The following is a 21,711-nucleotide window of genomic DNA, read 5'->3' on the forward strand; positions in this document are numbered from 1 at the left end:
GCGCGCGGTCTCATGGTTGGCCGATCGTCCCGCCACGCTTCTTGTGCAGGCTGATGCTGACCGTGCGGTCCTCGCCGACCGAGGAGTCCACCTCGCCGGCCAGTGCGGAGAGCACCGTCCAGGCGAAGGTGTCCCGCTCGGGCGCCCGGCCGTCCGTGGTGGGGGCCGAGACGGTCACCCGGAGGGCGTCGCCGACCAGCCGGAACTCGCAGGACAGCACGGATCCGGGCACCGCCTGCTGGAGCAGGATGGCGCAGGCCTCGTCCACCGCGATCCGCAGGTCCTCGATCTCGTCGAGGGTGAAGTCCAGCCGGGCCGCGAGCCCGGCCGTGGCCGTCCGCAGGACCGAGAGGTAGGCCCCCTGCGCGGGCAGTCGGACCTCCACGAAGTCCCTGGCGGACTGCTCCTCGGGATCGCCGTCGATCTGGGACACCCTCACCTCCTGGGTGACGCACTGTGCTTGTGACCCCGGGGCCGCGGCACGTTCTGTTGCTTGGCTCAACTGCTTCGCCCCAACTGTCTTGAGGGGTGGTGCGGTACGTACCGGTTCCTACCCGGTCGGGAGGGTCCGGACGCAAGCCGTCGGCCGAGACGTTACCGCGATCGGTGGACGGCTGTCGCGGCCCTGGACGGACCGGGGGTGACTCATGGTAGGCCGCGCGGCGCAGCATCGGCAGGCCCCCGGCCACATTCTCACCCCGTTGCGCCACGGCAGCTCAGCGGGTGCCGAGCCGCCGCAGGGCGTCCCCGGTCAGCCGGTAGGTGGTCCACTCGTCCATCGGTCGGGCGCCGAGCGACTCGTAGAAGCCGATCGAGGGCTCGTTCCAGTCCAGCACCGACCACTCGAAGCGTTGGTAGCCGCGCTCCACGGCGATCCTGGCCAGCTCGGTCAGCAGCGCCTTGCCGTGGCCACCGCCGCGGGCCTCCGGGCGGACGTAGAGGTCCTCCAGGTAGATGCCGTGGGTGCCGTTCCAGGTGGAGAAGTTGCGGAACCACAGGGCGAAGCCGACGGTCTCGCCGGTGCTGTCGTCCTCGGCGATCAGGCCGTGCACCGCGGGGTGCTCGCCGAAGAGCGCGGTGTGCAGCTGCTCCTCGGTGGCCCGCGCCTCGGAGAGCGCCTTCTCGTACTCCGCCAGCTCGCGGATCAGCCGGATGATGGTGGGGACGTCGTCGACGACGGCTTGCCGGATCATCCCTCGAGCGTACTGCGGCCGCCGACGACGGACGCCCCTCACTCGAACGAGTGAAGGGCGTCGGGCGTGGCCGGCTCAGGCCTGCTTGGTCTCCCAGAAGATCTTGTCGATCTGGGCGATGTAGTCGAGCAGGGCCTGGCCGGTGGCCGGGTCGGTGGAGGCCTTGGCGGCCGAGGCGGCCTTCAGGGCCTCGTTGAAGAGCTGGTGCAGCTGCGGGTACTTCTCGAAGTGCGGGGCCTTGAAGTAGTCGCTCCACAGGACCGACAGGTGGTGCTTGACGGCCTCGGCGCGCTGCTCCTTGATGATGATGGCGCGGGCGCGGAAGTGGGCGTCCTCGTTGGCCTGGTACTTCTCCTGAGTGCCCTTCACGGACTCGGCCTCGATGCGGGCCTGGGCGGGGTCGTAGACACCGCAGGGCAGGTCGCAGTGGGCGTGCGCGGTGGCTCGCGGAGCAAACAGACGAGAGAACATGGGAGTCCTTCCTGGTGATCGTCTTCCCGCGCCCGAGACTACCCCGCCGATGCCTCAGATTCGTGGCCGGGACCGGTACCTAGGGCAAAAGGCGGAGTCGGAACCGGGTGATATCGGACGTGCGTTCACCATGCGCGATGCTTGACCCGGACGGGCGGTGCGACCAGGAGGTGGGCGCCATGGCGGTGTGGCGGCGACGGGGCACGGACGACGGTGCGAGCGTGGGTGCGGAGCCGGAGGAACGCACCGGTGGCGGGCTGCTGCCGTTCGGGCTGATCGACGTGGCCGGACCCTCGATGGTCCCCACGCTGCTCCACGGCGACCAGGTGGTGGTCCGCTACGGTGCCCGGCTGCGGCCCGGTGCGGTGGTGCTGGTCCGGCATCCGCTGCGGCAGGACCTGCTGGTGGTCAAGCGGGCCGTCGAGCGGCGGGCGGGTGGCTGGTGGCTGCTGTCGGACAACCCGTTCCTGGGCAACGACAGCCGGGAGTACGGCGCGGTGCCGGCGGAACTGGTGCTCGGCCGGGTGCTGCTGCGGCTGCGGCCGAGCCCGGTCTGGCTGGCGCCGGCCGGCTGGCTGGAGCGGCTGCTCTGCCACTGGCCGCTGGCCAAGGTGCCGGGGCTGGCCGCCCGGCTGGGGGTGTTCCGGGGGCTCAGCGCGGAGCTGTAGCCGGGCTGCCGGCCGCCGCCGCGGCCGCCTCCTGGCGCTTGCGGGCCCGGTAGGCGGCCACGTTCGCCCGGGTGGCACAGCGGTCCGAGCAGTAGCGCCGGGAGCGGTTGGTGGAGGTGTCCAGGTAGGCGTTGCGGCAGGGAGTGGCCTGGCAGATGCCGAGTCGGTCGGCGCCCAGCTCGGTGAGGTGGATGGCCAGGCCCATGCAGGCCACCGCGGTGAAGTTGGCGGTGGCGGTCGGCGCGTTGTCGGCCAGGTGCAGGTGCCAGCGGGGTCGGCCGCTCTCGTCGAGGTAGTCGTGGCCGGAGACCAGCGGGCTGACCGGGTACTCCACCAGCAGGCTGTTGAGCAGGTCCACCGCGCGGACCTGCTCGCCCTGCGCGGCGGCCTCGAAGACCGCCCGCAGCCGGGTCCGCACCGCGCGCAGCCGGGGCAGGTCGGTCTCGTCGGCCAGGCGGGCGCCGCGCGAGGTGGGGCTGCCGAACAGGGCGCGCACCGACTCGGCGGAGACCAGCGTGTCGGTGCCGCGGTCCGGCTCCTCGCTGTTCACCAGCCGGACGGCGTAGTCGGCGTACGAGGCGAGCTCCACGGCGGTCCTCCGGGGGCGGTAACGGGCGAGCTGCCTTCAGCCTATTACCTGGACCGGGGAAACACCCAGCGCCGGTGGTCCGGCCCGATCGTGCGGGGCGGACCACCGGCGGACCACCGGGTCAGAAGCCGCCGTTGATCGTGGCGTCCGGGACCGCGCCGCTGTCCACGTCCCACTCGGTGAGGATCTGGTCGTAGCCGCCGCCCCGGATCAGCTGGGAGAGCGCGGCGGCCAGCACGTCGCGCAGCGGGTTGTCGGACTTGCTGACGGTGATCCCGTACGGGCTGGGTTGCAGCAGGGTGCCGGCCACCTGGAACTGGCCGGCGCCGCGGCCCCGGCGCGGTGTTGTAGGCGGCCACCGGGTAGTCGTTCAGGTCGGCCACCGCCTTGCCGGAGGCGACCTCGTCGAGCGCCTGCTGGTCGGTGGGGAAGAGGTCGATCTTCAGCGACTGGTCGGACCGCGCGCAGGCGGTGGTCTGCCGCTGGGCGATCCCGGCCTGGACGGTGCCCTGCTGCAGGGCGATGGTGTGCCCGCAGAGCTGGTCCAGGGTGGTGATGTCGAGCGGGTTGCCGGCCCGGACCAGCAGGGTGGTGCCGGTCTCGAAGCAGTCGACGAGGTCGACGCCAGGGTTGACCTGCTTGCCGGTGTCGTCGGCGCCGGTCTGGCGTTCCTGGGTGTCGATCACCGCCGACATGGCCAGGTCGATCTTCCCGCTCTGTACGGCGGGGGCCAGGCTGTCGAACGGCATGTCGACGAACTGGGTCTTCAGGCCGAGGTAGTTGCCGAGCACGGCGGCCAGGTCGGGATCGAGGCCGACCGCGGTGCCGTCGGGGCCCTTGAAGTCGACCGGGACGTGGTTGAGATCGGAGCCGATCTTCAGCACGCCCGCGTTGCGGACCGCCTCCGGGAGCCGGGCGCGCAGGGCGGCCTTGGAGTCGTCCTGGGTGGCCGGCACCGGCACAGCCGGCGAGCTGCAGGCTGCCCAGGCCGAGGGCCAGCAGGGGGCGTGCGGATCTGAGGGTGCGGTCGAGCACGACGACGCTGCTTCCTGAGGGGGAAGGAGGGAGTCCAGGAGGAACCCAGGAGGAAAGGGGATGTCGTCCGCCGGCGGCTGTTGCTGGGGTGTGCAGCGCTGACCTCGGGGTCTGCCCTGGACGGCCGCGCGGGGAAGGGGGTGCGCGGCGGTCGGTGAGGCCCTGCCGTAGGGGGCGGGGACTCGGATCCTGCCATCCCGCTCTGCCGGGGCGGGCGCCGGGTGTGTCAGAATCTGCTATCGGGTGACCCCCGACACCGAACGCAGGCCGCCGGTTCGCGACAGATCCGGGGTGCACAGGACCGGAAGTCGACGACGCCGACTCCGTATCCGGGGCACCAGCTCCCTCTCCCGCCTGCTGTTCACCCCTGCGCGTGCGTACCGAAACGCCGTTGACGGGATTGGCCGTCCGGGGTGAACAGTGCGTGACGAGGACCCAAGGCACAGGTGCGGTGCCATTTCGCGGGCCTAGGCTCAGCCCGGGAGCACAGCGCAGAACACCCAAACCCTCACCCGAGGGCGCCCGTTCGACTGCCGCGCCCGACCACCGGATTCCGGATCCGCCCAGCGGACCCGGGTTTCAGCATCTCCGGGCAGGTCGTGCGGCTGCCGGAGCGCCCTCGCTGATCATGACGAAGAGGTCATCGTGGCAGCGGAGATCATCAACCCCCATACCCAGGACACCGACGACCCCGTCGACGCCGTGTTCGCACTCCACCGCGGCGGCAAGATGGAGGTGCGTGCAACGGTGCCCGTGCGCGACGCCGACGACCTGTCCCTCGCGTACACGCCGGGGGTCGCCCGGGTCTGCACCGCCATCGCCGAGCAGCCCGAACTGGTCAACGACTACACCTGGAAGGCCAACACGGTCGCGGTGGTCACCGACGGCACCGCGGTGCTGGGCCTGGGCGACATCGGTCCGCAGGCCTCGCTGCCCGTGATGGAGGGCAAGGCGATCCTGTTCAAGCAGTTCGGCGGGGTGGACGCGGTCCCGATCGCCCTGGACTGCACGGACGTTGACGAGATCGTCGAGACCGTGGTCCGGCTGGCGCCCTCCTTCGGCGGCGTCAACCTGGAGGACATCTCCGCGCCGCGCTGCTTCGAGATCGAGCGCCGGCTCCAGGAGGCCCTGGACATCCCGGTCTTCCACGACGACCAGCACGGCACCGCGATCGTCACCACCGCCGCGCTGTGGAACGGAGCCAAGGTGACCGGCCGGGAGATCGGCGAGCTGCGCGCGGTGATCTCCGGGGCCGGCGCGGCCGGGATCGCCATCGCCAAGATGCTGGTGGCGGCGGGGATCGGCGACGTCGCGCTCTGCGACCGACGCGGCGTGGTGCACCAGGGCCGGGAGGACCTGACCGAGGTCAAGGCCGAGATCGCCGCGCTGACCAACCGGACCGGACTCAAGGGCACCCTGGCCGAGGCGCTGGCCGGCGCCGACGTCTTCATCGGCGTCTCCGGCGGGACCGTGCCGGAGCAGACCGTGGCCACCATGGCCGAGCACTGCCTGATCTTCGCGATGGCCAACCCCAATCCGGAGATCCACCCGGAGGTCGCGCACAAGTACGCGGCCGTGGTGGCCACCGGCCGGTCGGACTTCCCGAACCAGATCAACAACGTGCTGGCGTTCCCCGGTATCTTCGCCGGCGCGCTGCAGGTCCGGGCCTCCCGGATCACCGAGGGGATGAAGCTGGCCGCCGCCGAGGCGCTGGCCGGCCTGGTCGCCGACGACCTCAGCGCGCAGCGGGTGATCCCCTCGCCGTTCGACCCGCGGGTCGCCCCGGCGGTGAGCAAGGCGGTCGCCGAGGCGGCTCGCCGGGAGGGCGTCGCCCGTCGCTGACGGTCCGCCAGGGGCCCGGGACACGCGGTGGAGGTCACACCTGCTCGCTGTTCCGGGCCCGCACCGATCGGCGCTAGTGTCCGGTCCATGTTCGCCGCCTACGCCGCACGCATTGACGCCGACGACCCCCTCAGCGCCCTGGAACTGGGCGAGTTGCCCGAGCCGGAGGCCCGGCCGGGCTGGAGCGTGGTGACCGTCCGGGCCGCCACGCTCAACCACCACGACCTCTGGTCGCTGCGCGGGGTGGGCCTGCCCGCCGAGCGGCTGCCGATGATCCTGGGCTGCGACGCGGCCGGGGTCGACGAGCAGGGCAACGAGGTGGTGATCCACTCGGTGATCGGCCAGAGCGGCCACGGGGTCGGTCCGACCGAGCAGCGCTCCCTGCTGACCGAGCGTTACCAGGGGACCTTCGCGCAGCGGGTGGCGGTGCCGACCTGGAACCTGCTGCCCAAGCCCGCCGAGCTCTCCTTCGAGCAGGCCGCCTGCCTGCCCACCGCCTGGCTGACGGCCTATCGGATGCTCTTCACCAACGCCGGGGTCAGGCCCGGCGACACCGTGCTGGTGCAGGGCGCCGGCGGCGGGGTGGCCACCGCGCTGATCGTCCTCGGCAAGGCGGCCGGCCTGCGGGTCTGGGTCACCGGACGGGACGAGGCCAAGCGGGACCGGGCGATCGGGCTCGGCGCGGACGCGGCCTTCGAGAGCGGCGCCCGGCTGCCGGAGCGGGTCGACGCGGTGATGGAGACGGTCGGCGCGGCGACCTGGTCGCACTCGGTGAAGTCGCTGCGGCCGGGCGGCACGATCGTGATCTCCGGCGCCACCTCCGGGCCGAACCCGAAGGCGGCCGAGCTGAACCGGATCTTCTTCCTGGAGCTCAAGGTGGTCGGCTCGACCATGGGGACCAAGGAGGAGCTGGCCGGGCTGCTCGCGCTCTGTGCGCACGCCGGCGTGCGCCCGGTGATCGACTCGGTGCTGCCGCTGGCCGAGGCACGCGCCGGCTTCGAGCGCCTGGCCAAGGGCGACGTCTTCGGCAAGATCGTGCTGACGCCGTGATCCCTGGTGGGCGCTCCGCGCGGGAGCGCCCACCAGGTCCGGCTCAGCCCAGCAGGCGGCGCAGCCGCTCGCCGGCCGAGGCCAGCACGGTCCGCGCCTCGGCCAGCCGCTCGCGGTCCACTCCGCCGTCCCGGGCCGCGTCGCGGACCTGGTCACGGAACCGGTCGAGCAGCCGCTCCAGCTCGCGGGCCGGCTCGCCGGCCGGGTCGGTGCGGGCCCAGTCCGGCAGGTCGGTCAGGCCGTCCTCGCCGAGGTCGACCCGGGTGACGGTGATCTTCTCGCTCTGCGCCGCCGAGCCGCCCGAGGCGTCCCAGCGGGACGGATCGGCCAGGCCGGCCAGCCCCCGGGTCAGCTCGGAGAAGCCCTCGGCCAGCCCGCTCGGCCAGTCGCCCTTGCTGACGTGCTCGCGCACCTGCTGCTCGACCCGCCGCTTGATCCGCAGCGCCTCCTGCTGCGCCGCCTGGCGGACCGCCTGCGACTGCTCCCGGGCCTTGCGGGCCTCCTCCTTGGCCCGCTTGGCCTGCTCCTTGGCCTGCCGTTCCTGCTCCTTGGCGCGCTTGGCCTGGGCCTTGAACTCGGCGTACTCCTCGCGGGTGCGCTGCCAGGCCGCCTCGCCGGTCCGACCGGCGCCGCCGGCGGCCTCGCCGGCCGCGGGGGTGGGCCGGCGGGCGCTGCGGGCGGCGTCGCGCAGCTCGTCGCGGAGGTCCTTGGCGGAGTCCCGGACGTCCTCGCGGATCGCGCCGGCCAACTGGGCCACCGAGTCCCGGATCTCCACCTCCAGCTCCGCCAAGTCGTCCTGGCGGGCCGTCAGTTCGGTGCGACCGGCCTCGGTGATCCGGTAGACCTTGCGGCCGCCCTCGGTGGAGTGCTCGACCAGGCCCTCCTTCTCCAGCTTGGCGAGCCGCGGGTAGACCGTGCCGGCGGACGGCGCGTACAGGCCGTGGAACCGCTCCTCCAGCAGCCGGATCACCTCGTAGCCGTGTCGCGGTGACTCGTCCAGCAGCTTCAACAGGTAGAGCCGGAGCCGGCCGTGGGCGAAGACGGTGCTCATGCCTGGTCCTCGGGGGTCTCGGTGGGGGCCGCGGGCAGTTCCTTGACCAGGTTCGGCAGGTCGTCCTCCGGCTCGGGGCGGCTGAGCAGCGAGATCGCCCCGGAGACCGTGGTGACCTGGAGCCTGCCGGTGCCCGCGCCCAGCTTGCCGCTGAGCTTCTTGGCACCCCAGGTGCCACCGAGCGTCAACTCGTCGAAGGCGTTGGAGAACTGGCCGTTGGTGCTGCCGGCCTCGACGGTGGTGTCGGCGGGCCGCGGCAGCCGGACGGCGACGTCGCCGCTGACCGTGTTGACCTTGATGTCGGCAGGGGTGGTGCCGTCCAGGTCGAGCGTGACGGCGCCGCTGACGGTGTTGGCGTGCAGGGTGGCGGCGGTGCCGGAGATGACGGTCAGCTCGCCGGAGAGGGAGTTCACCCGCAGCTCGTCGGCGACCGACTGGGCGTTCACGTCGCCGGAGACCGTCTTGGCCTCGGTCCGGCCGGCCAGTTCCACCAGGGTGGCCTCGCCGGCCACGCCCCAGATGGTGGTGCCGCCGGTCACCCCGGAGACGGTGGCGGCGGCGGTGATCGTGCCGAGCTTGACCTCGGTGGCGGCCGGCACGGTCAGCGAGACCACCGCGCGGCGCTTGCGGCGCAGCGAGCCGATGAAGCCCTTCATCGCGTCGACCGACTTGACCTTCTCGCCGAACTCGGCCCAGTCGAGGTTGGGGTAGCTGACCGTCAGCACGCCGTCGACCAGGGAGACCTGGAGCGGCTCGCCCTCCAGCTCGGTCACCTCCAGCCGGGCCGGGCCCTCGGCGGCGACGACGTTGACGGCGCCTCCGATGATGCGCACCTGCAGACCCCGGACCGGCTCCTCGATGGCGATCCGCTGCGGTTCCTCGACTGTCCACTGGCTCATGGTGTTCATCCTCCCGTTCGGCCGCCGCCGTCGTACCCTGGAGGGGCGACGATCCGGCGAGTCGCGATGTATCGCGTCTTCCGAATAACACGATATATCGCGTAGCGCGGAAGTCAAGCGCTTCCGTGCGCCGAGATACGAAGGGGCCCCGGGCGGCTGATGCCACCCGGGGCCCCTTCGCGCGGCCCTACGCGTCGTCCTCGTCGTCCAGCCGGGCCAGCCAGGTGGCCAGTCGCTCGACGGGGATCTCGAAGTCGGGGTTGAGGTCGACGAACTCGCGCAGGCGCTCGGCCAGCCACTCGAAGGTGACTTCCTCGTCGCCCCGCCGGCTCTCGAGCTCCTCGATACCGCGGTCGGTGAAGTACACGGTGTGCTCCGGTCGGGTGGGGATCTTCGGGGTCAGGATAGTGCGGGCCCGGACGCCGACGGGCCCGGCCTCCGTGTGGCTGGAGGCCGGGCCCGTCACGCGCACTGGCGGCAGAGCGGTCAGAGCGAGAAGACGTCCTCGATCAGCTGCTGCTGCTCGGCGGCGTGCCGCTTGGCCGAGCCGACCGCGGGCGCCGAGGACGACGGCCGGGCCACCCGGCGCAGCCGGCTGCCGTCGGCCTTGCGGCCGATCACCACGTCCAGGTGGTCGACCAGGTTCATCGCGATGAACGGCCAGGCACCCTGGTTGGCCGGCTCCTCCTGGGCCCAGACGAACTGGACGTCGTCGCCGTAGCGGCCCAGCTCCTCCCGCAGCTCGGCCACCGGCAGCGGGTAGAGCCGCTCGACCCGGACGATCGCGGTGTCGGTGACGCCGCGCTCGGTACGGGCCGCCGCCAGGTCGTAGTAGAACTTGCCGGCGGTGATGACCACCTTGCGGACCTGGGCCGGGTCGACCGAGGCGTCGCCGATCACCGGGCGGAACGAGCCGGAGGTGAACTCCTCCGCCGAGCTGGCCGCGGCCTTCAGACGCAGCATCGACTTCGGGGTGAAGACGACCAGCGGCTTGTGGTGCGGGTTGTGCACCTGCCAGCGCAGCAGGTGGAAGTAGTTCGACGGCAGGGTCGGCATGGCGACCGTCATGTTGTTCTGCGCGCACAGCTGGAGGAAGCGCTCAGGGCGGGCGGACGAGTGGTCCGGTCCCTGGCCCTCGTAGCCGTGCGGCAGCAGCAGGGTGACGCCGGAGTGCTGGCCCCACTTCTGCTCGGCCGAGGCGATGTACTCGTCGACCACGGTCTGCGCGCCGTTGACGAAGTCGCCGAACTGCGCCTCCCACATGACCAGCGCGTTCGGGCGGGTCAGCGAGTAGCCGTACTCGAAGCCCATCGCCGCGTACTCCGACAGCAGGCTGTCGTAGACGGTGTAGCGGGCCTGGTCCTCGGTCAGGTAGAGCAGCGGGGTGTAGTCCTCGCCGGTCTGCCGGTCGATGAGCACCGCGTGGCGCTGGCCGAAGGTGCCGCGGCGGCTGTCCTGGCCGGCCAGCCGGACCGGGTGGCCCTCCATCAGCAGCGAGCCGATGGCGAGCGTCTCGCCGGTGGCCCAGTCGATGGTGCCGTCCTCGATCGAGGCGGCGCGGCGCTGCAGCTGCGGCAGCAGACGCGGGTGCACGGTCAGCCACTCCGGCAGGTTGACCTGCGAGGCGGCGATCCGCTTCACCATCTCCTGGGAGATGCCGGTCTGGACGTTGACCGGGAAGTCGGCGGCCGAGACCGCGTCCGGGGCGGCGGCCTGCGTCGAGGCCGCGTCGCGGACCTCGGCGAAGACCTTCTCCAGCTGGCCCTGGAAGTCCTGGAGCGCCTGCTCCGCCTCTTCCATGGTGATGTCGCCGCGACCGATCAGGCCCTCGGTGTAGAGCTTGCGCACCGAGCGCTTCTTGTCGATCAGGTCGTACATCAGCGGCTGGGTGAACGACGGGTTGTCGGCCTCGTTGTGACCGCGGCGGCGGTAGCAGATGAGGTCGATCACGACGTCCTTGTGGAACGTCTGGCGGAACTCGAAGGCGAGCCGCGCGACGCGGACCACGGCCTCCGGGTCGTCACCGTTCACGTGGAAGATCGGGGCCTCGATCATCCGGGCCACGTCGGTGCAGTACATCGAGGAGCGGCTGCTGGCCGGGGCGGCGGTGAAGCCGACCTGGTTGTTCACCACGATGTGCACGGTGCCGCCGGTGCGGTAGCCGCGCAGCTGCGACATGTTCAGGGTCTCCGCGACCACGCCCTGGCCGGCGAAGGCCGCGTCGCCGTGGATCTGGATCGGCAGCACCGGGAAGGACGTGCCGCCCTGGTCCAGGATGTCCTGCTTGGCGCGGGCGATGCCCTCGACGACCGGGTCGACCGTCTCCAGGTGGGACGGGTTGGCGGCCAGCGACACCTTGATGGTCTCGCCGTCCAGGCCGGTGAAGGTGCCCTCGGAGCCCAGGTGGTACTTGACGTCGCCGGAGCCGTGCATCGACTTCGGGTCCAGGTTGCCCTCGAACTCGCCGAAGATCTTGCCGTACGGCTTGCCGACGATGTTGGCCAGCACGTTGAGGCGGCCGCGGTGGGCCATGCCGATGACGGCCTCGTCGAGGCGGTGCTCGGCGGCGGCGTCGATGGTCGCGTCCAGCAGCGGGATCAGCGACTCGCCGCCCTCCAGCGAGAAGCGCTTCTGCCCGACGTACTTGGTCTGCAGGAAGGTCTCGAAGGCCTCGGCCGAGTTCAGCCGGCGCAGGATGCGCAGCTGCTCCTCGCGCTCCGGCTTGGTGTACGGCTTCTCCAGGCGCTCCTGCAGCCACTTGCGCTGCTTCGGGTCCTGGATGTGCATGTACTCGATGCCGACCGTGCGGCAGTAGCTGCCGCGGAGCAGGCCGAGGATGTCGCGCAGCTTCATCATCTTCTGGCCGCCGAAGCCGCCGACGGCGAACTCCCGCTCCAGGTCCCAGAGGGTGAGGCCGTGCTCCACGACGTCCAGGTCGGGGTGCTTGCGCTGCTTGTACTCCAGCGGGTCGGTGTCGGCCATCAGGTGACCGCGGACCCGGTAGGAGTGGATCAGCTCCATGACACGCGCGGTCTTGTTGACCTCGTCGTCGTGGGTGGCGGCCACGTCGGTGGCCCAGCGGACCGGCTCGTACGGGATCCGCAGCGACTCGAAGACCTCGTCGTAGAAGCCGTGCTCGCCCAGTAGCAGCTGGTGGATCGCGCGCAGGAACTCGCCGGAGCCGGCGCCCTGGATGACCCGGTGGTCGTAGGTCGAGGTCAGCGTCATGATCTTGGAGACGCCGAGCCGGGCCAGCGTCTCCGGGGAGGATCCCTGGAACTCGGCCGGGTACTCCATCGCGCCGACGCCGACGATGGTGCCCTGACCCTGCATCAGGCGGGGCACCGAGTGCACGGTGCCGATGCCGCCCGGGTTGGTCAGCGAGACCGTGACACCAGTGAAGTCGTCCATGGTCAGCTTGTTGGCGCGGGCCCGGCGGACGATGTCCTCGTAGGCCTGCCAGAAGCCGAAGAAGTCCATCGTCTCGGCCTTCTTGATGGCCGCGACGACCAGCTGGCGCTCGCCGTTCGGCTTGACCAGGTCGATGGCCAGACCGAGGTTGATGTGCTCCGGCTTCACCAGGTAGGACTTGCCGTCCTTGACCTGGTAGCTGTGGTTCATGCCCGGGTACGCCTTCAGGGCCTGCACCAGCGCGTAGCCGATCAGGTGGGTGAAGGAGACCTTGCCGCCGCGGGCGCGCTGCAGGTGGTTGTTGATGACGATGCGGTTGTCGATCAGCAACTTGGCCGGAACGGCGCGCACCGAGGTCGCGGTCGGCACCTCCAACGAGGCGTCCATGTTGGTCGCCACGGCCTTCGCCGGGCCGCGCAGCACGACCAGCTCGGGGCCGGCGGGCGCGGCAGCGGCCTCGGCGGCCGCAGCGGCCTCGACGACGGCCTTCGGAGCCGGCGGCGCGGCGGGGGCGGCCGCCAGCGGCGCGGCGGCGGGCGCCGGCGCGCTGGGCGCGGCGGCCACCGGGGCGGCGGCGGGGGCAGGCGCCACCGGAGCGGCAGCAGGGGCAGGGGCGGCAACGGTGGTCGGCGTGGGGCCGACCGGGGTCGCGGCCTGGGTCACTGGGGTCACCTCGGTACCGGGCTTGTAGTCGGCGAAAAAGTCCCACCAGGCTCGGTCGACCGAGTTGGGATCCTGGAGGTACTGCTGGTAGATCTCGTCGACGAGCCACTCGTTGGGGCCGAAGCCAGTGGGACTTGCCGAGCTGCTGGGGGTTTCAGGGTGTGGCGACACGGCGGCAACCGCCCTCTTCCGCTTCCTTTTGGGATGTGTGGACAGCGGGGATTAAGGCTACGCCCCTGACCGATGATCGCGCAGTCCCCGAAGGCCCTGCGTCGCCCAGATCACAGTGTGCTAGGCCACATTGGCCGAAAGTTTGCGTTACAAGACGGTCTGTGGGGGGAAATGGGCGGCCTTGCTCGGGCCTCAAAACCACCCTAAACCGGACAAACCCCTGCCGGATTGACCAGGTTTGGCCATCTCGGCCTGTCGATTGCCGGAATGTCCCAGTTCGGTGACAAAGCTGGCCCGGCTGGACAGATCTCCGCAGGTGGGTGCGGTGGATCACAGTCGGGGGCGTGGGATCAGCGGCGTGGCGCCGGGGAGCGCGACCCTGATCAGGCAGCCCTGCGAGCCGTCCGCCACCTGGATCCGTCCGCCGTGCAGATCGACCGCCCAGCGGGCGATGGCCAGGCCCAGTCCGGTGCCGCCGTCGCTGCCCGGACCCTGGGCGGTCGGCGCGCCGGCCCGGCTGAACCGGTCGAAGACCCGGGTGCGGTCCTGCACCGGGATGCCCGGACCCTGGTCCTCGACCTCCAGCACCAGCTCCTGCGGCTCCCGGCCGGCCGCCCGGGCCCGTACCGTCACCACGCCGCCGGACGGGGAGTGTTTGCAGGCGTTGTCCACCAGGTTCGCCACCACCTGGTGCAGCCGCTCGGGGTCGGCCAGCCCGGTCAGGCCGGCCGGCTCGACGTCCAGCTCCAGGCGCAGGTCGCCCCGGCGGCTCCAGGCGCCGCCGGCCGTGGCGCCGTCCACCGTCAGACCGCGCAGCACGCCGGCCAGGAACGGCCGGACCTCGAACTCGCGGACGTCCAGCGGCACCACCCCGTCGTCCAGCTTGGAGAGGTCCAGCAGGTGGGCGACCAGCCGGCCGAGCCGCTCGGTCTGTTCCAGCGCCGCGCCCAGGTTGGCGTGGTCCGGCTGCACCACGCCGTCGACCACGTTCTCCAGCACCGCCTGCAGCGCGGCGATCGGGGTGCGCAGCTCGTGCGAGACGTTGGCCACCAGCTCCCGGCGGTGCCGGTCGGCGGCCTCCAGGTCGGCGGCCATCTTGTTGAAGGCCGCGGCCAGCTCGCCGATCTCGTCGCGCGAGGAGGTGCGGACCCGCCGGCTGTAGTCACCGGCGGCCATCGCCCGGGAGGCGGCCGTCATCTCGCGCAGCGGCGCGGTGAGGGTGTGCGCCAGGAGCTGCATGAAGAGCAGGGAGGCGATCATGGAGAAGGTCATGATCACGCGGATCTGGGTCTCCGAGCGGACCGCGATCACCATCATCCCGGAGGCGAGCACGACCGAGACCACGACCAGCATGGCCAGCTTGCCCTTGATCGAACGCACCGGGTCGAAGGGCCGGATCTCCCGCCAGGCCCGTTCGGCGGCACGGGTGAGCAGCGCGCGGCGTGGCGCCGCGCCGGGTTCGGTGTGCGCCTGTGCTGCGGTGTTCATCGGTGCTGTGGTCCCCGTACGTCTCTGCCCCCGTGGCCCCCGCCGGTTGCGTGTCGCTCAGGACACCGGGGCCTCCAGTGCGTAGCCGACCCCGTGCACGGTGCGGATCCAGGTCGCGCCGATCTTCCGGCGCAGCGCCTTGACGTGGCTGTCGACGGTCCGGGTGCCGGAGGCGTCGGTCCAGTCCCAGACCTCGGAGAGCAGCTGCTCGCGGGTGAGCACGGCGCGCGGCTGGGCGGCCAGGCAGGCGAGCAGGTCGAACTCGGTGGGTGTCAGGTGGACGTCCCCGGAGGCCAGTCGGACCCGGCGCTGGACGTGGTCGATCTCCAGCTCGCCGAAGCGCAGCGAGCCGAGAGCGGGGGTCCGGGCGGCCTGCTGGGCGCGCTCGACCCGGCGCAGCAGCACGTTCACCCGGGCCGCCAGCTCGCGCATCGAGAACGGCTTGGTCATGTAGTCGTCGGCGCCCACGCCGAGGCCGACCAGCAGGTCCGTCTCGTCGTCGCGGGCGGTCAGCATCAGCACCGGGACCGGGCGCTGGGCCTGGATCCGGCGGCAGACCTCCAGCCCGTCGAAGCCGGGCAGCATGATGTCGAGCACCACGAGGTCGGGCTGCCAGGTGTGGAAGCCGTCCACCGCACCGGGGCCGTCGTGCGCCACGGCCACCTTGAAGCCCTCGGCACCCAGACGGGCGGCGATGGACTCGGCGATGGTGGGCTCGTCCTCGACGACGAGCACGCGTCGTTGGGCGATCACACCAGCACCACTGGTGTCCTGTTGAATTTCTGTCACGGTCACGCCACCGCCCCCAGGGCCTGCGGGCCGGCCACCTGTGAGGGTGGCGGGACGCCGCTCGTAGTCTTGTTCCGTCGTTTTCCGTGCCCGGACCTGGCCGCTCCTGCTGCCGTGCGGCTCGGCCGGACCGGTGGCTTCCCAACCGCCGGTCCCGCGCGCTCACTTCGCAGCGTACGGACAGCAGGTGCACCCCGGTAGGCGGACCGTGGATTTGCGGGCGCACAGGCCCAGGGCCGCACCCCGGGGACGGGCACGGGCCGCTACCTTACCCGGCGATGTCGATCTGCCGTAACGGTGTGTATCTGCTTCGGGGATGGCAGACTCCACGATGTGGCGTGCTTTCCCGGCGGGCTCCCAGCGGACTCCCAGCGAGCTCCCGGCGCCGGGGGTTGGTACGGACCAGATCCCGAACTCCCGCTCGGAGCAGGGCAGGCCGGATCCTCAGCTGGTTTTCAGATGCGCGCCGTACGGTGGGTGGGATCGGTTGTCGTCCAACGGCGCGCCCCGCGTGGCTGGTGGGAGCGCGAGCGGTCGGACGGAACGGAGGTGCGATGGCACAGGCGGCGGACGAGGCCGGAGACCGCCCGACGGCGGCTCCCTACGCGGCGCTGCGGCTCGGCCTGCGCAGCGGCCCGCTGTTCTGGGTGCTGGCGCGGGTGCCGACGCCCCGGCGGAATCCCTTCGCGCTGCTCTACCTGGTCGTGCTGGCCGGCACCACGCTCTTCGCGCACTTCGGCGACCCCGTCCTGGTGCACCAGCTGCAGACCATGTCCAGCACCGACGGGCACCACCTGCTGCACACGCCGCTGCGCTCGCTGCTGATGAGCGGGCTCTGGGTGGCCGGGCCGGTCTGGATGCCCTACCTCTGGGCCTTCGCCTTCACCGTGGCGCCGCTGGAGCGCCGGATCGGCTCGCTGCGGACCATCGGAGTCTTCGCCGCCGGGCACGTCGTCGGCACGCTGCTCTCGCAGGCCGTGGTGGCGGTGGCGGTGGCCACCGGACACCTCGGCGCGAGCGCCCTGGACGAGCTGGACATCGGGGTCAGCTACGGGGTGCTGTGCTGCCTGGGCGCGTTCAGCGGGCTGCTGCCGGTCCGGGGACGGATCGCCGCGCTGGTCGGGGCCTCCCTGCTGGTCGCGCACCAGATCCTGAGCGACCAGGATCTGGTCACCGCGATCGGGCACCCCACCGCGCTGCTGGTGGGCATCGCGCTCTGGGGGCCGATCCGCCGGCCGCGGCGCCCTCGCGGTCGTCGGCCGCTGCGCGGTCCGCTGCCCCGGCCCGCCCTCGACCGGGTGTAGCCCGCTCTCTTTTCTTCCCCCTGCCTCTCCCCGCTTCCGGGGTGTCCCGAGCTGATCGCTCAGGGCGAACAAGCGTCGGGGAACATCCTCGGGTACCCCGGCCTTAGTCAGATCGACTCAAGTTCGCCGACTGGGGAGAGATCATGGCATCGACGTCCGCTTCGCTCACCCTGCCCGTGCTGCCGCTCGACGACGAGGTGGTCCTGCCGGGCATGGTGGTGCCGCTGGACCTGTCCGACACCGAGGTGCGTGCCGCCGTCGAGGCCGCCCGGGCCGCCGCGCGGATGTCGGCGAACGGGGGGAAGCCGCAGGTGCTGCTGGTTCCCCGGCTGGACGGCTCGTACGGCGCGGTCGGCACGCTGGCCACCGTCGAGCAGGTTGGCCGGCTGGCCGACGGTGATCCGGCCGCACTGGTGCGCGCGGTGCACCGGGTGCGGATCGGCTCCGGGACGACCGGCCCGGGCGCCGCGCTCTGGGTGGAGACCGTCCCGTTCCGCGAGTCCGCCGGGTCGCAGCCGCTGCCGGGCCGGACGGCCGAGCTGGTCAAGGAGTACAAGGCGCTCTCCGCGCAGTGGCTGCGCAAGCGCGGCGCCTGGCAGGTGGTCGACCGGGTGGCACAGATCGAGGGGGTCGGCGAGCTGGCCGACAACATCGGCTACGCGCCGTTCGCCACCGCCGAGCAGAAGCTCAAGGTGCTGTTGGAGGCCGACCAGACCGCCCGGCTGGAGTTCGCCCTGCAGCTGCTGCGCGACCACCTCGCCGAGGAGGAGGTCAACGACACCATCCGCAAGGACGTCGAGGAGGGCGTGGCCAAGCAGCAGAAGGAGTTCCTGCTGCGCCGCCAGCTGGAGGCGGTCCGCAAGGAGCTGGCCGAGCTGAACGGCGAGCCGGCCGACGAGGAGGGCGACTACCGGGCCCGGGTGGAGGCCGCCGACCTGCCGGAGAAGGTCCGCGAGGCCGCGCTCAAGGAGGTCGAGAAGCTGGAGCGCTCCTCCGACCAGTCGCCGGAGGGCAGCTGGATCCGCACCTGGCTGGACACCGTGCTGGAGCTGCCCTGGAACAGGCGCAGCGAGGACACCTACGACATCGCCGGTGCCCGCGCGGTGCTGGACGCCGACCACTTCGGCCTGGCCGACGTGAAGGACCGGATCGTGGAGTACCTGGCGGTCCGCAAGCGACGGGCCGACCAGGGGCTCGGCGCGGCCGGCGACCGTGGAACCGGAGCGGCCGCGCGCGGTGCCTCGGTCCAGGGCGGTGGGCGCCGGGCGGGCGGCGCGGTGCTGGCGCTGGTCGGCCCGCCCGGCGTGGGCAAGACCTCGCTCGGCGAGTCGGTGGCCCGGGCGATGGGCCGCGACTTCGTCCGGGTGGCGCTCGGCGGGGTCCGGGACGAGGCGGAGATCCGCGGCCACCGGCGTACCTACGTGGGCGCGCTGCCCGGCCGGATCGTCCGGGCGATCAAGGAGGCCGGGTCGATGAACCCGGTGGTGCTGCTCGACGAGATCGACAAGGTCGGCTCGGACTACCGCGGCGACCCGGCGGCGGCCCTGCTCGAGGTGCTGGACCCGGCGCAGAACCACACCTTCCGGGACCACTACCTGGAGGTCGAGCTGGACCTCTCGGACGTGGTCTTCCTGGCCACCGCCAACGTGATGGAGGCGATCCCGGAGCCGCTGCTGGACCGGATGGAGCTGGTCCGGCTGGACGGCTACACCGAGGACGAGAAGGTCGTGATCGCCCGTGACCACCTGCTACCGCGCCAGCTGGAGCGGGCCGGCCTGAGCGTCGAGGACGTCACGGTCGGGGAGGACGCGCTGCGCAGGCTGGCCGGCGAGTACACCCGGGAGGCCGGCGTCCGGAACCTGGAACGGGCGGTCGCCCGGATCCTGCGCAAGGTCGCCGCGCAGAGCGAGCTGGGCGAGCGGGAGCTGCCGGTGGCGATCGGCGCCGAGGAGCTGCGCGGGCTGATCGGCAGGCCGCACCACGTGCCGGAGGCCGCGCAGGCGCCGACCGAGCGGCGCACCGCCGTCCCCGGGGTGGCCACCGGGCTGGCGGTCACCGGCGCCGGCGGCGACGTGCTCTACGTCGAGGCCTCGCTGGCCGACGCCGAGACCGGCAGCAGCGGGCTGACCCTGACCGGCCAGCTGGGCGACGTGATGAAGGAGTCCGCGCACATCGCGCTCTCCTACCTGCGCTCGCGCGGCGCCGAGCTGGAGCTGCCGGTGACCGGGCTGCGGGAGCGCGGCATCCACCTGCACGTGCCGGCCGGCGCCGTCCCCAAGGACGGCCCGAGCGCGGGGATCACCATGACCACCGCGCTGGCCTCGCTGCTCTCCGGCCGCCGGGTGCGCCCGGACGTGGCGATGACCGGCGAGGTCTCGCTGACCGGCCGGGTGCTGCCGATCGGCGGGGTGAAGCAGAAGCTGCTCGCCGCCGACCGCGCCGGGGTCACCACGGTGATCATCCCCAAGCGCAACGAGCCCGACCTGGACGACGTCCCCGCCGAGGTCCTGGACCGCCTGACCGTCCACCCGGTCGCCGACGTCCGCGAGGTGCTGCGGCTGGCCCTGGAGCCGGCCGAGGTCCTGGTGGCCACGGCCGCGTAGCGGACCGCCGCCGGAGCGCCCGAGGCAACGAGCCGAACCCCTCGGGCGCTCCGCCGTGACCGGAGCGTGAGACGGGTGTCGTGGGACCCGGCGTCAACAGTCAGCATGGGGGCATGACTTCGGGCACGTGGTTGAGCCGTCGGCTTCGTGTCGACCTGGCCTACGCGTGTTCCGCGAGCTGTCACCGCGCGTTCTGAGCGCGGTGGCCCCGCCCGGCCGTGCCGGGTCGTCCCTCGTCCGCGCGGCCGGGCGGGCACGTCGCCGCTGTCGTTGTGCCCACCTCTCACCTGACGGGACCCTCCGTGCGCCTCGCGCTGCCCTCTCGTGTCGTCGTGTTCTCCGCGGCAGTTCTGCTCGCGCTGACCTGTGCGCCGACCGCCTCGGCGGCTCCGGCGGGCGGCCCACTGCCGCCGCACAACCCGTGCGCCGGTCCGGACGGGACCGCCACCATGCACGGTGACACCGGCTCCTCGGGCGCCACCTGGCGGTCCGGACCGGGTGCCGGCCCGCTGACCTCGCACCGGGCCGCGCCCGCCTCGGTCTGCCCGACCGTGCTGGTCGGCTCGGACGGCTAGCTAGCCGGTGGCGCTCTGCACCGCGATCTTCGGGCTCACCCCGACCGTGCACCTGCTGGACCCGACCACGGGCGACCCGATCGCCCAACTGGCCATCGCCAAGGGATCGTTGCTCGGCGGGGTGTACGCCTACCTGGACAACCAGGACCGGTTGACCGTGGTGGACGGCAACCGCGACCTGCTGCGGATCGGCCACCATCGCGACGCCGCCGGCAACCGGCTTCTCACGGTGGACGGTTCACTCTCGCTGGCCGGCGCGGTGCCGGCCGGCGACTCGGTGGTCGGTCTCTCCCCCGACTGGCAGGGCCGGGTCTGGTTCGCCACCGCCGGCGGGGTGGCCGGCACCGCCGACGACCGCACCGGCGTGGGGCGCGCGCTGCCGTTGCCGGCCGGCGAGGAGGTCGCGAACAGCATCTCCACCGCGCCCGCCGGGACCCTGGTCGCCACCACGGCGGTCACCTACCTGCTCACCGCCGGTCCGGACGGCACCCCGAGGATCGTCTGGCGGCAGGCGTACGACCGCGGCCCGGGCCGCAAGCCGGGCCAGCTGAGCTGGGGGACCGGCTCGACCCCGGTCTTCATCGGCCCGACCACCGGCACCGAGTACAGCGCGATCGTGGACAACGCGGCGCCGACCGAGCACCTGCTGGTCTACCGCACCGCCGACGGCTCCCCGGTCTGCTCGGTCCCGGTGCTGCTGGCCGGTGGCAGTGATGGGGGCACCTCCCAGCCGGAGACTGGGGGGAGAGAACGCGCCGATCGGCGCCGGGAACCCGGTCTTCGTGTCGAGCACCTACGGCTACCCGTACCCGACGCTGCCGGCCGGCGCCGGCCCCAGCGTGCCGGCTTCGGCACCGTTCAGCGGCGGGATGTCCCGGGGCGACGTCCGGCCCGACGGCTCCGGCTGCGACCTGGTGTGGGACACCGCCGCGGTGCGCTCCGCCGCCGTTCCGCGGCTGTCCCTCGGCGACCACCTGATCAGCACCGTGCTCCGCGAGCCGCTGGTCCCGGGCACCGACCTGACCACGGTGCTCGACCCCTACTACTACGCCGAGATCGACCCGGAGACCCGGAAGGTGGTGCGCACGCGGCTCCTCGGCGCGGGTTTCCTCTTCGATCCGCTGCAGATGGCCACCACCGTCGCGCCGGGTGGTGTGGTTTACCAGGGGACGGCCACCGGGGTGGTGCGGATCGCCGCCGCGGGCTGAAAAGCGCCCGACCGGCGCAGCGGGGAGTCGCTTATGGCGTCCTCATCCGGGCGTGCGACACTGCGCCAATGCCGTCACCTACACAGAAAGCACTGGCCAGGGTGCCAGAGCCAGTGCGTCCCATCCTCGTACAACATCGCGAGCTGGTGAAGTTCCTGGTCGTGGGTGGCTCATGCTTCCTGCTGACCATGGTGATCAACTACGGTCTCCGGCTCACGGTCTGCCACTCCAAGCCGCTGGTCGCGCTGACCGTCGCCAACGTGGTCTCCACGGTGGCCTCCTACTTCCTCAACCGGCAGTGGTCCTTCCGCTCGGAGGGCACCCACAAGGAGCTCATCCCGTTCGCGGTGGTCAGCGGGATCGCCATCGGCGTCAACGACCTCCCGATGACGGTCAGCCGCTACCTGCTCGACCTGCGCACGCCGTACGTCAGCGGGTTCACCCAGGAGGTCTCCGACTTCCTTGCCGGCATGATCCTGGGCACCCTGGTGGCGATGGCGTTCCGCTACTGGGCGATGAAGAAGTTCGTCTTCACCACGCAGGCGAGCGGCGCCGGGCAGGCCGAGTCGGCCGCCCAGCCCGCCGCCGAGGTGCGATAACCGAGAACATCAGGCGGACGCGGGGGGGGGGGGGGGGGGGGGGGGGGGGGGGGGGGGGGGGGGAGAGGTGGGGGGGGGGGGGGGGGCCCACCCCCGCACCAC

General features: G+C 72.1%; 17 protein-coding genes and 1 pseudogene. 7 read left to right on the plus strand and 11 right to left on the minus strand.

Annotated elements, in window-relative coordinates; all coding sequences use genetic code 11:
• Nucleotides 1-10: 10 nt before the first annotated feature.
• From ACZ38L_RS05640 to sodN, 3 genes are all read right to left on the minus strand, one after another.
• Nucleotides 11-433 carry an anti-sigma regulatory factor gene (locus ACZ38L_RS05640; protein ID WP_396557664.1) on the minus strand — a complete coding sequence of 141 codons (423 nt, stop codon included), beginning with the start codon at nucleotides 431-433 and terminating at the stop codon, nucleotides 11-13.
• Between the two features lie 283 nt (nucleotides 434-716).
• Nucleotides 717-1,193 carry a GNAT family N-acetyltransferase gene (locus ACZ38L_RS05645; RefSeq protein WP_465689532.1) on the minus strand — a complete coding sequence of 159 codons (477 nt, stop codon included), beginning with the start codon at nucleotides 1,191-1,193 and terminating at the stop codon, nucleotides 717-719.
• Between the two features lie 75 nt (nucleotides 1,194-1,268).
• Nucleotides 1,269-1,664, minus strand: a complete 396-nt coding sequence (gene sodN / locus ACZ38L_RS05650) for a superoxide dismutase, Ni (protein WP_396557660.1) — start codon at nucleotides 1,662-1,664, stop codon at nucleotides 1,269-1,271.
• Between the two features lie 296 nt (nucleotides 1,665-1,960).
• Here sodN and sodX point away from each other — a divergent pair, with 296 nt between their 5' ends.
• A complete protein-coding gene (gene sodX / locus ACZ38L_RS05655; RefSeq protein WP_465689697.1) occupies nucleotides 1,961-2,332 on the plus strand; it encodes a nickel-type superoxide dismutase maturation protease in 372 nt (123 codons plus the stop codon).
• On the opposite strand, the gene ACZ38L_RS05660 is transcribed toward sodX, so the two are convergent.
• A complete protein-coding gene (locus ACZ38L_RS05660; RefSeq protein ID WP_465689534.1) occupies nucleotides 2,316-2,921 on the minus strand; it encodes a CGNR zinc finger domain-containing protein in 606 nt (201 codons plus the stop codon). The two genes, sodX and ACZ38L_RS05660, sit on opposite strands and share 17 nt — an antisense overlap.
• A gap of 44 nt (nucleotides 2,922-2,965) precedes the next feature.
• A complete protein-coding gene (locus tag ACZ38L_RS05665; RefSeq protein WP_465689536.1) occupies nucleotides 2,966-3,877 on the minus strand; it encodes a transporter substrate-binding domain-containing protein in 912 nt (303 codons plus the stop codon).
• 724 nt (nucleotides 3,878-4,601) lie between these two features.
• Here ACZ38L_RS05665 and ACZ38L_RS05670 point away from each other — a divergent pair.
• Together ACZ38L_RS05670 and ACZ38L_RS05675 are read left to right on the plus strand one after the other, a co-directional pair.
• Complete coding sequence (locus ACZ38L_RS05670; protein WP_465689538.1) at nucleotides 4,602-5,798, plus strand: NAD(P)-dependent malic enzyme; 1,197 nt, start codon at nucleotides 4,602-4,604, stop codon at nucleotides 5,796-5,798.
• 87 nt (nucleotides 5,799-5,885) lie between these two features.
• Nucleotides 5,886-6,848 carry a zinc-binding dehydrogenase gene (locus ACZ38L_RS05675; RefSeq protein ID WP_396557654.1) on the plus strand — a complete coding sequence of 321 codons (963 nt, stop codon included), beginning with the start codon at nucleotides 5,886-5,888 and terminating at the stop codon, nucleotides 6,846-6,848.
• Between the two features lie 43 nt (nucleotides 6,849-6,891).
• Here ACZ38L_RS05675 and ACZ38L_RS05680 read toward each other — a convergent pair whose 3' ends face one another.
• The 6 genes from ACZ38L_RS05680 to ACZ38L_RS05705 all read right to left on the minus strand — a co-directional run bounded on the left by ACZ38L_RS05680 (nucleotide 6,892) and on the right by ACZ38L_RS05705 (nucleotide 15,320).
• A complete protein-coding gene (locus ACZ38L_RS05680) occupies nucleotides 6,892-7,899 on the minus strand; it encodes a PadR family transcriptional regulator (protein ID WP_465689540.1) in 1,008 nt (335 codons plus the stop codon).
• Nucleotides 7,896-8,798: a DUF4097 family beta strand repeat-containing protein gene (locus tag ACZ38L_RS05685; RefSeq protein ID WP_465689542.1), complete on the minus strand. Its 903-nt coding sequence runs from the start codon at nucleotides 8,796-8,798 to the stop codon at nucleotides 7,896-7,898. Before ACZ38L_RS05685 ends, ACZ38L_RS05680 begins: the two co-directional genes overlap by 4 nt.
• Before the next feature lie 187 nt (nucleotides 8,799-8,985).
• Nucleotides 8,986-9,165 (minus strand): DUF6104 family protein, encoded by a 180-nt coding sequence (locus ACZ38L_RS05690; protein WP_396558335.1) that lies wholly within the window; start codon nucleotides 9,163-9,165, stop codon nucleotides 8,986-8,988.
• 119 nt (nucleotides 9,166-9,284) lie between these two features.
• Nucleotides 9,285-13,043: a multifunctional oxoglutarate decarboxylase/oxoglutarate dehydrogenase thiamine pyrophosphate-binding subunit/dihydrolipoyllysine-residue succinyltransferase subunit gene (locus ACZ38L_RS05695; protein WP_465689544.1), complete on the minus strand. Its 3,759-nt coding sequence runs from the start codon at nucleotides 13,041-13,043 to the stop codon at nucleotides 9,285-9,287.
• Nucleotides 13,044-13,373: 330 nt separating this feature from the next.
• Nucleotides 13,374-14,531 carry a sensor histidine kinase gene (locus tag ACZ38L_RS05700; RefSeq protein ID WP_465689546.1) on the minus strand — a complete coding sequence of 386 codons (1,158 nt, stop codon included), beginning with the start codon at nucleotides 14,529-14,531 and terminating at the stop codon, nucleotides 13,374-13,376.
• Nucleotides 14,532-14,588: 57 nt separating this feature from the next.
• Complete coding sequence (locus ACZ38L_RS05705; RefSeq protein WP_465689548.1) at nucleotides 14,589-15,320, minus strand: response regulator transcription factor; 732 nt, start codon at nucleotides 15,318-15,320, stop codon at nucleotides 14,589-14,591.
• A gap of 554 nt (nucleotides 15,321-15,874) precedes the next feature.
• Here ACZ38L_RS05705 and ACZ38L_RS05710 point away from each other — a divergent pair.
• The 4 genes and pseudogenes from ACZ38L_RS05710 to ACZ38L_RS05725 all read left to right on the plus strand — a co-directional run bounded on the left by ACZ38L_RS05710 (nucleotide 15,875) and on the right by ACZ38L_RS05725 (nucleotide 21,609).
• Nucleotides 15,875-16,624, plus strand: coding sequence for a rhomboid-like protein (locus ACZ38L_RS05710; RefSeq protein ID WP_465689550.1), 750 nt, complete (start codon nucleotides 15,875-15,877; stop codon nucleotides 16,622-16,624).
• Nucleotides 16,625-16,767: 143 nt separating this feature from the next.
• A complete protein-coding gene (lon, locus tag ACZ38L_RS05715; RefSeq protein ID WP_465689552.1) occupies nucleotides 16,768-19,227 on the plus strand; it encodes an endopeptidase La in 2,460 nt (819 codons plus the stop codon).
• Between the two features lie 302 nt (nucleotides 19,228-19,529).
• Nucleotides 19,530-21,010 (plus strand): annotated as a pseudogene (locus ACZ38L_RS05720) (hypothetical protein).
• 113 nt (nucleotides 21,011-21,123) lie between these two features.
• Nucleotides 21,124-21,609 carry a GtrA family protein gene (locus ACZ38L_RS05725; RefSeq protein WP_465689554.1) on the plus strand — a complete coding sequence of 162 codons (486 nt, stop codon included), beginning with the start codon at nucleotides 21,124-21,126 and terminating at the stop codon, nucleotides 21,607-21,609.
• Nucleotides 21,610-21,711: the final 102 nt, after the last annotated feature.

Source organism: Kitasatospora sp. NPDC024654, assembly GCF_055559155.1.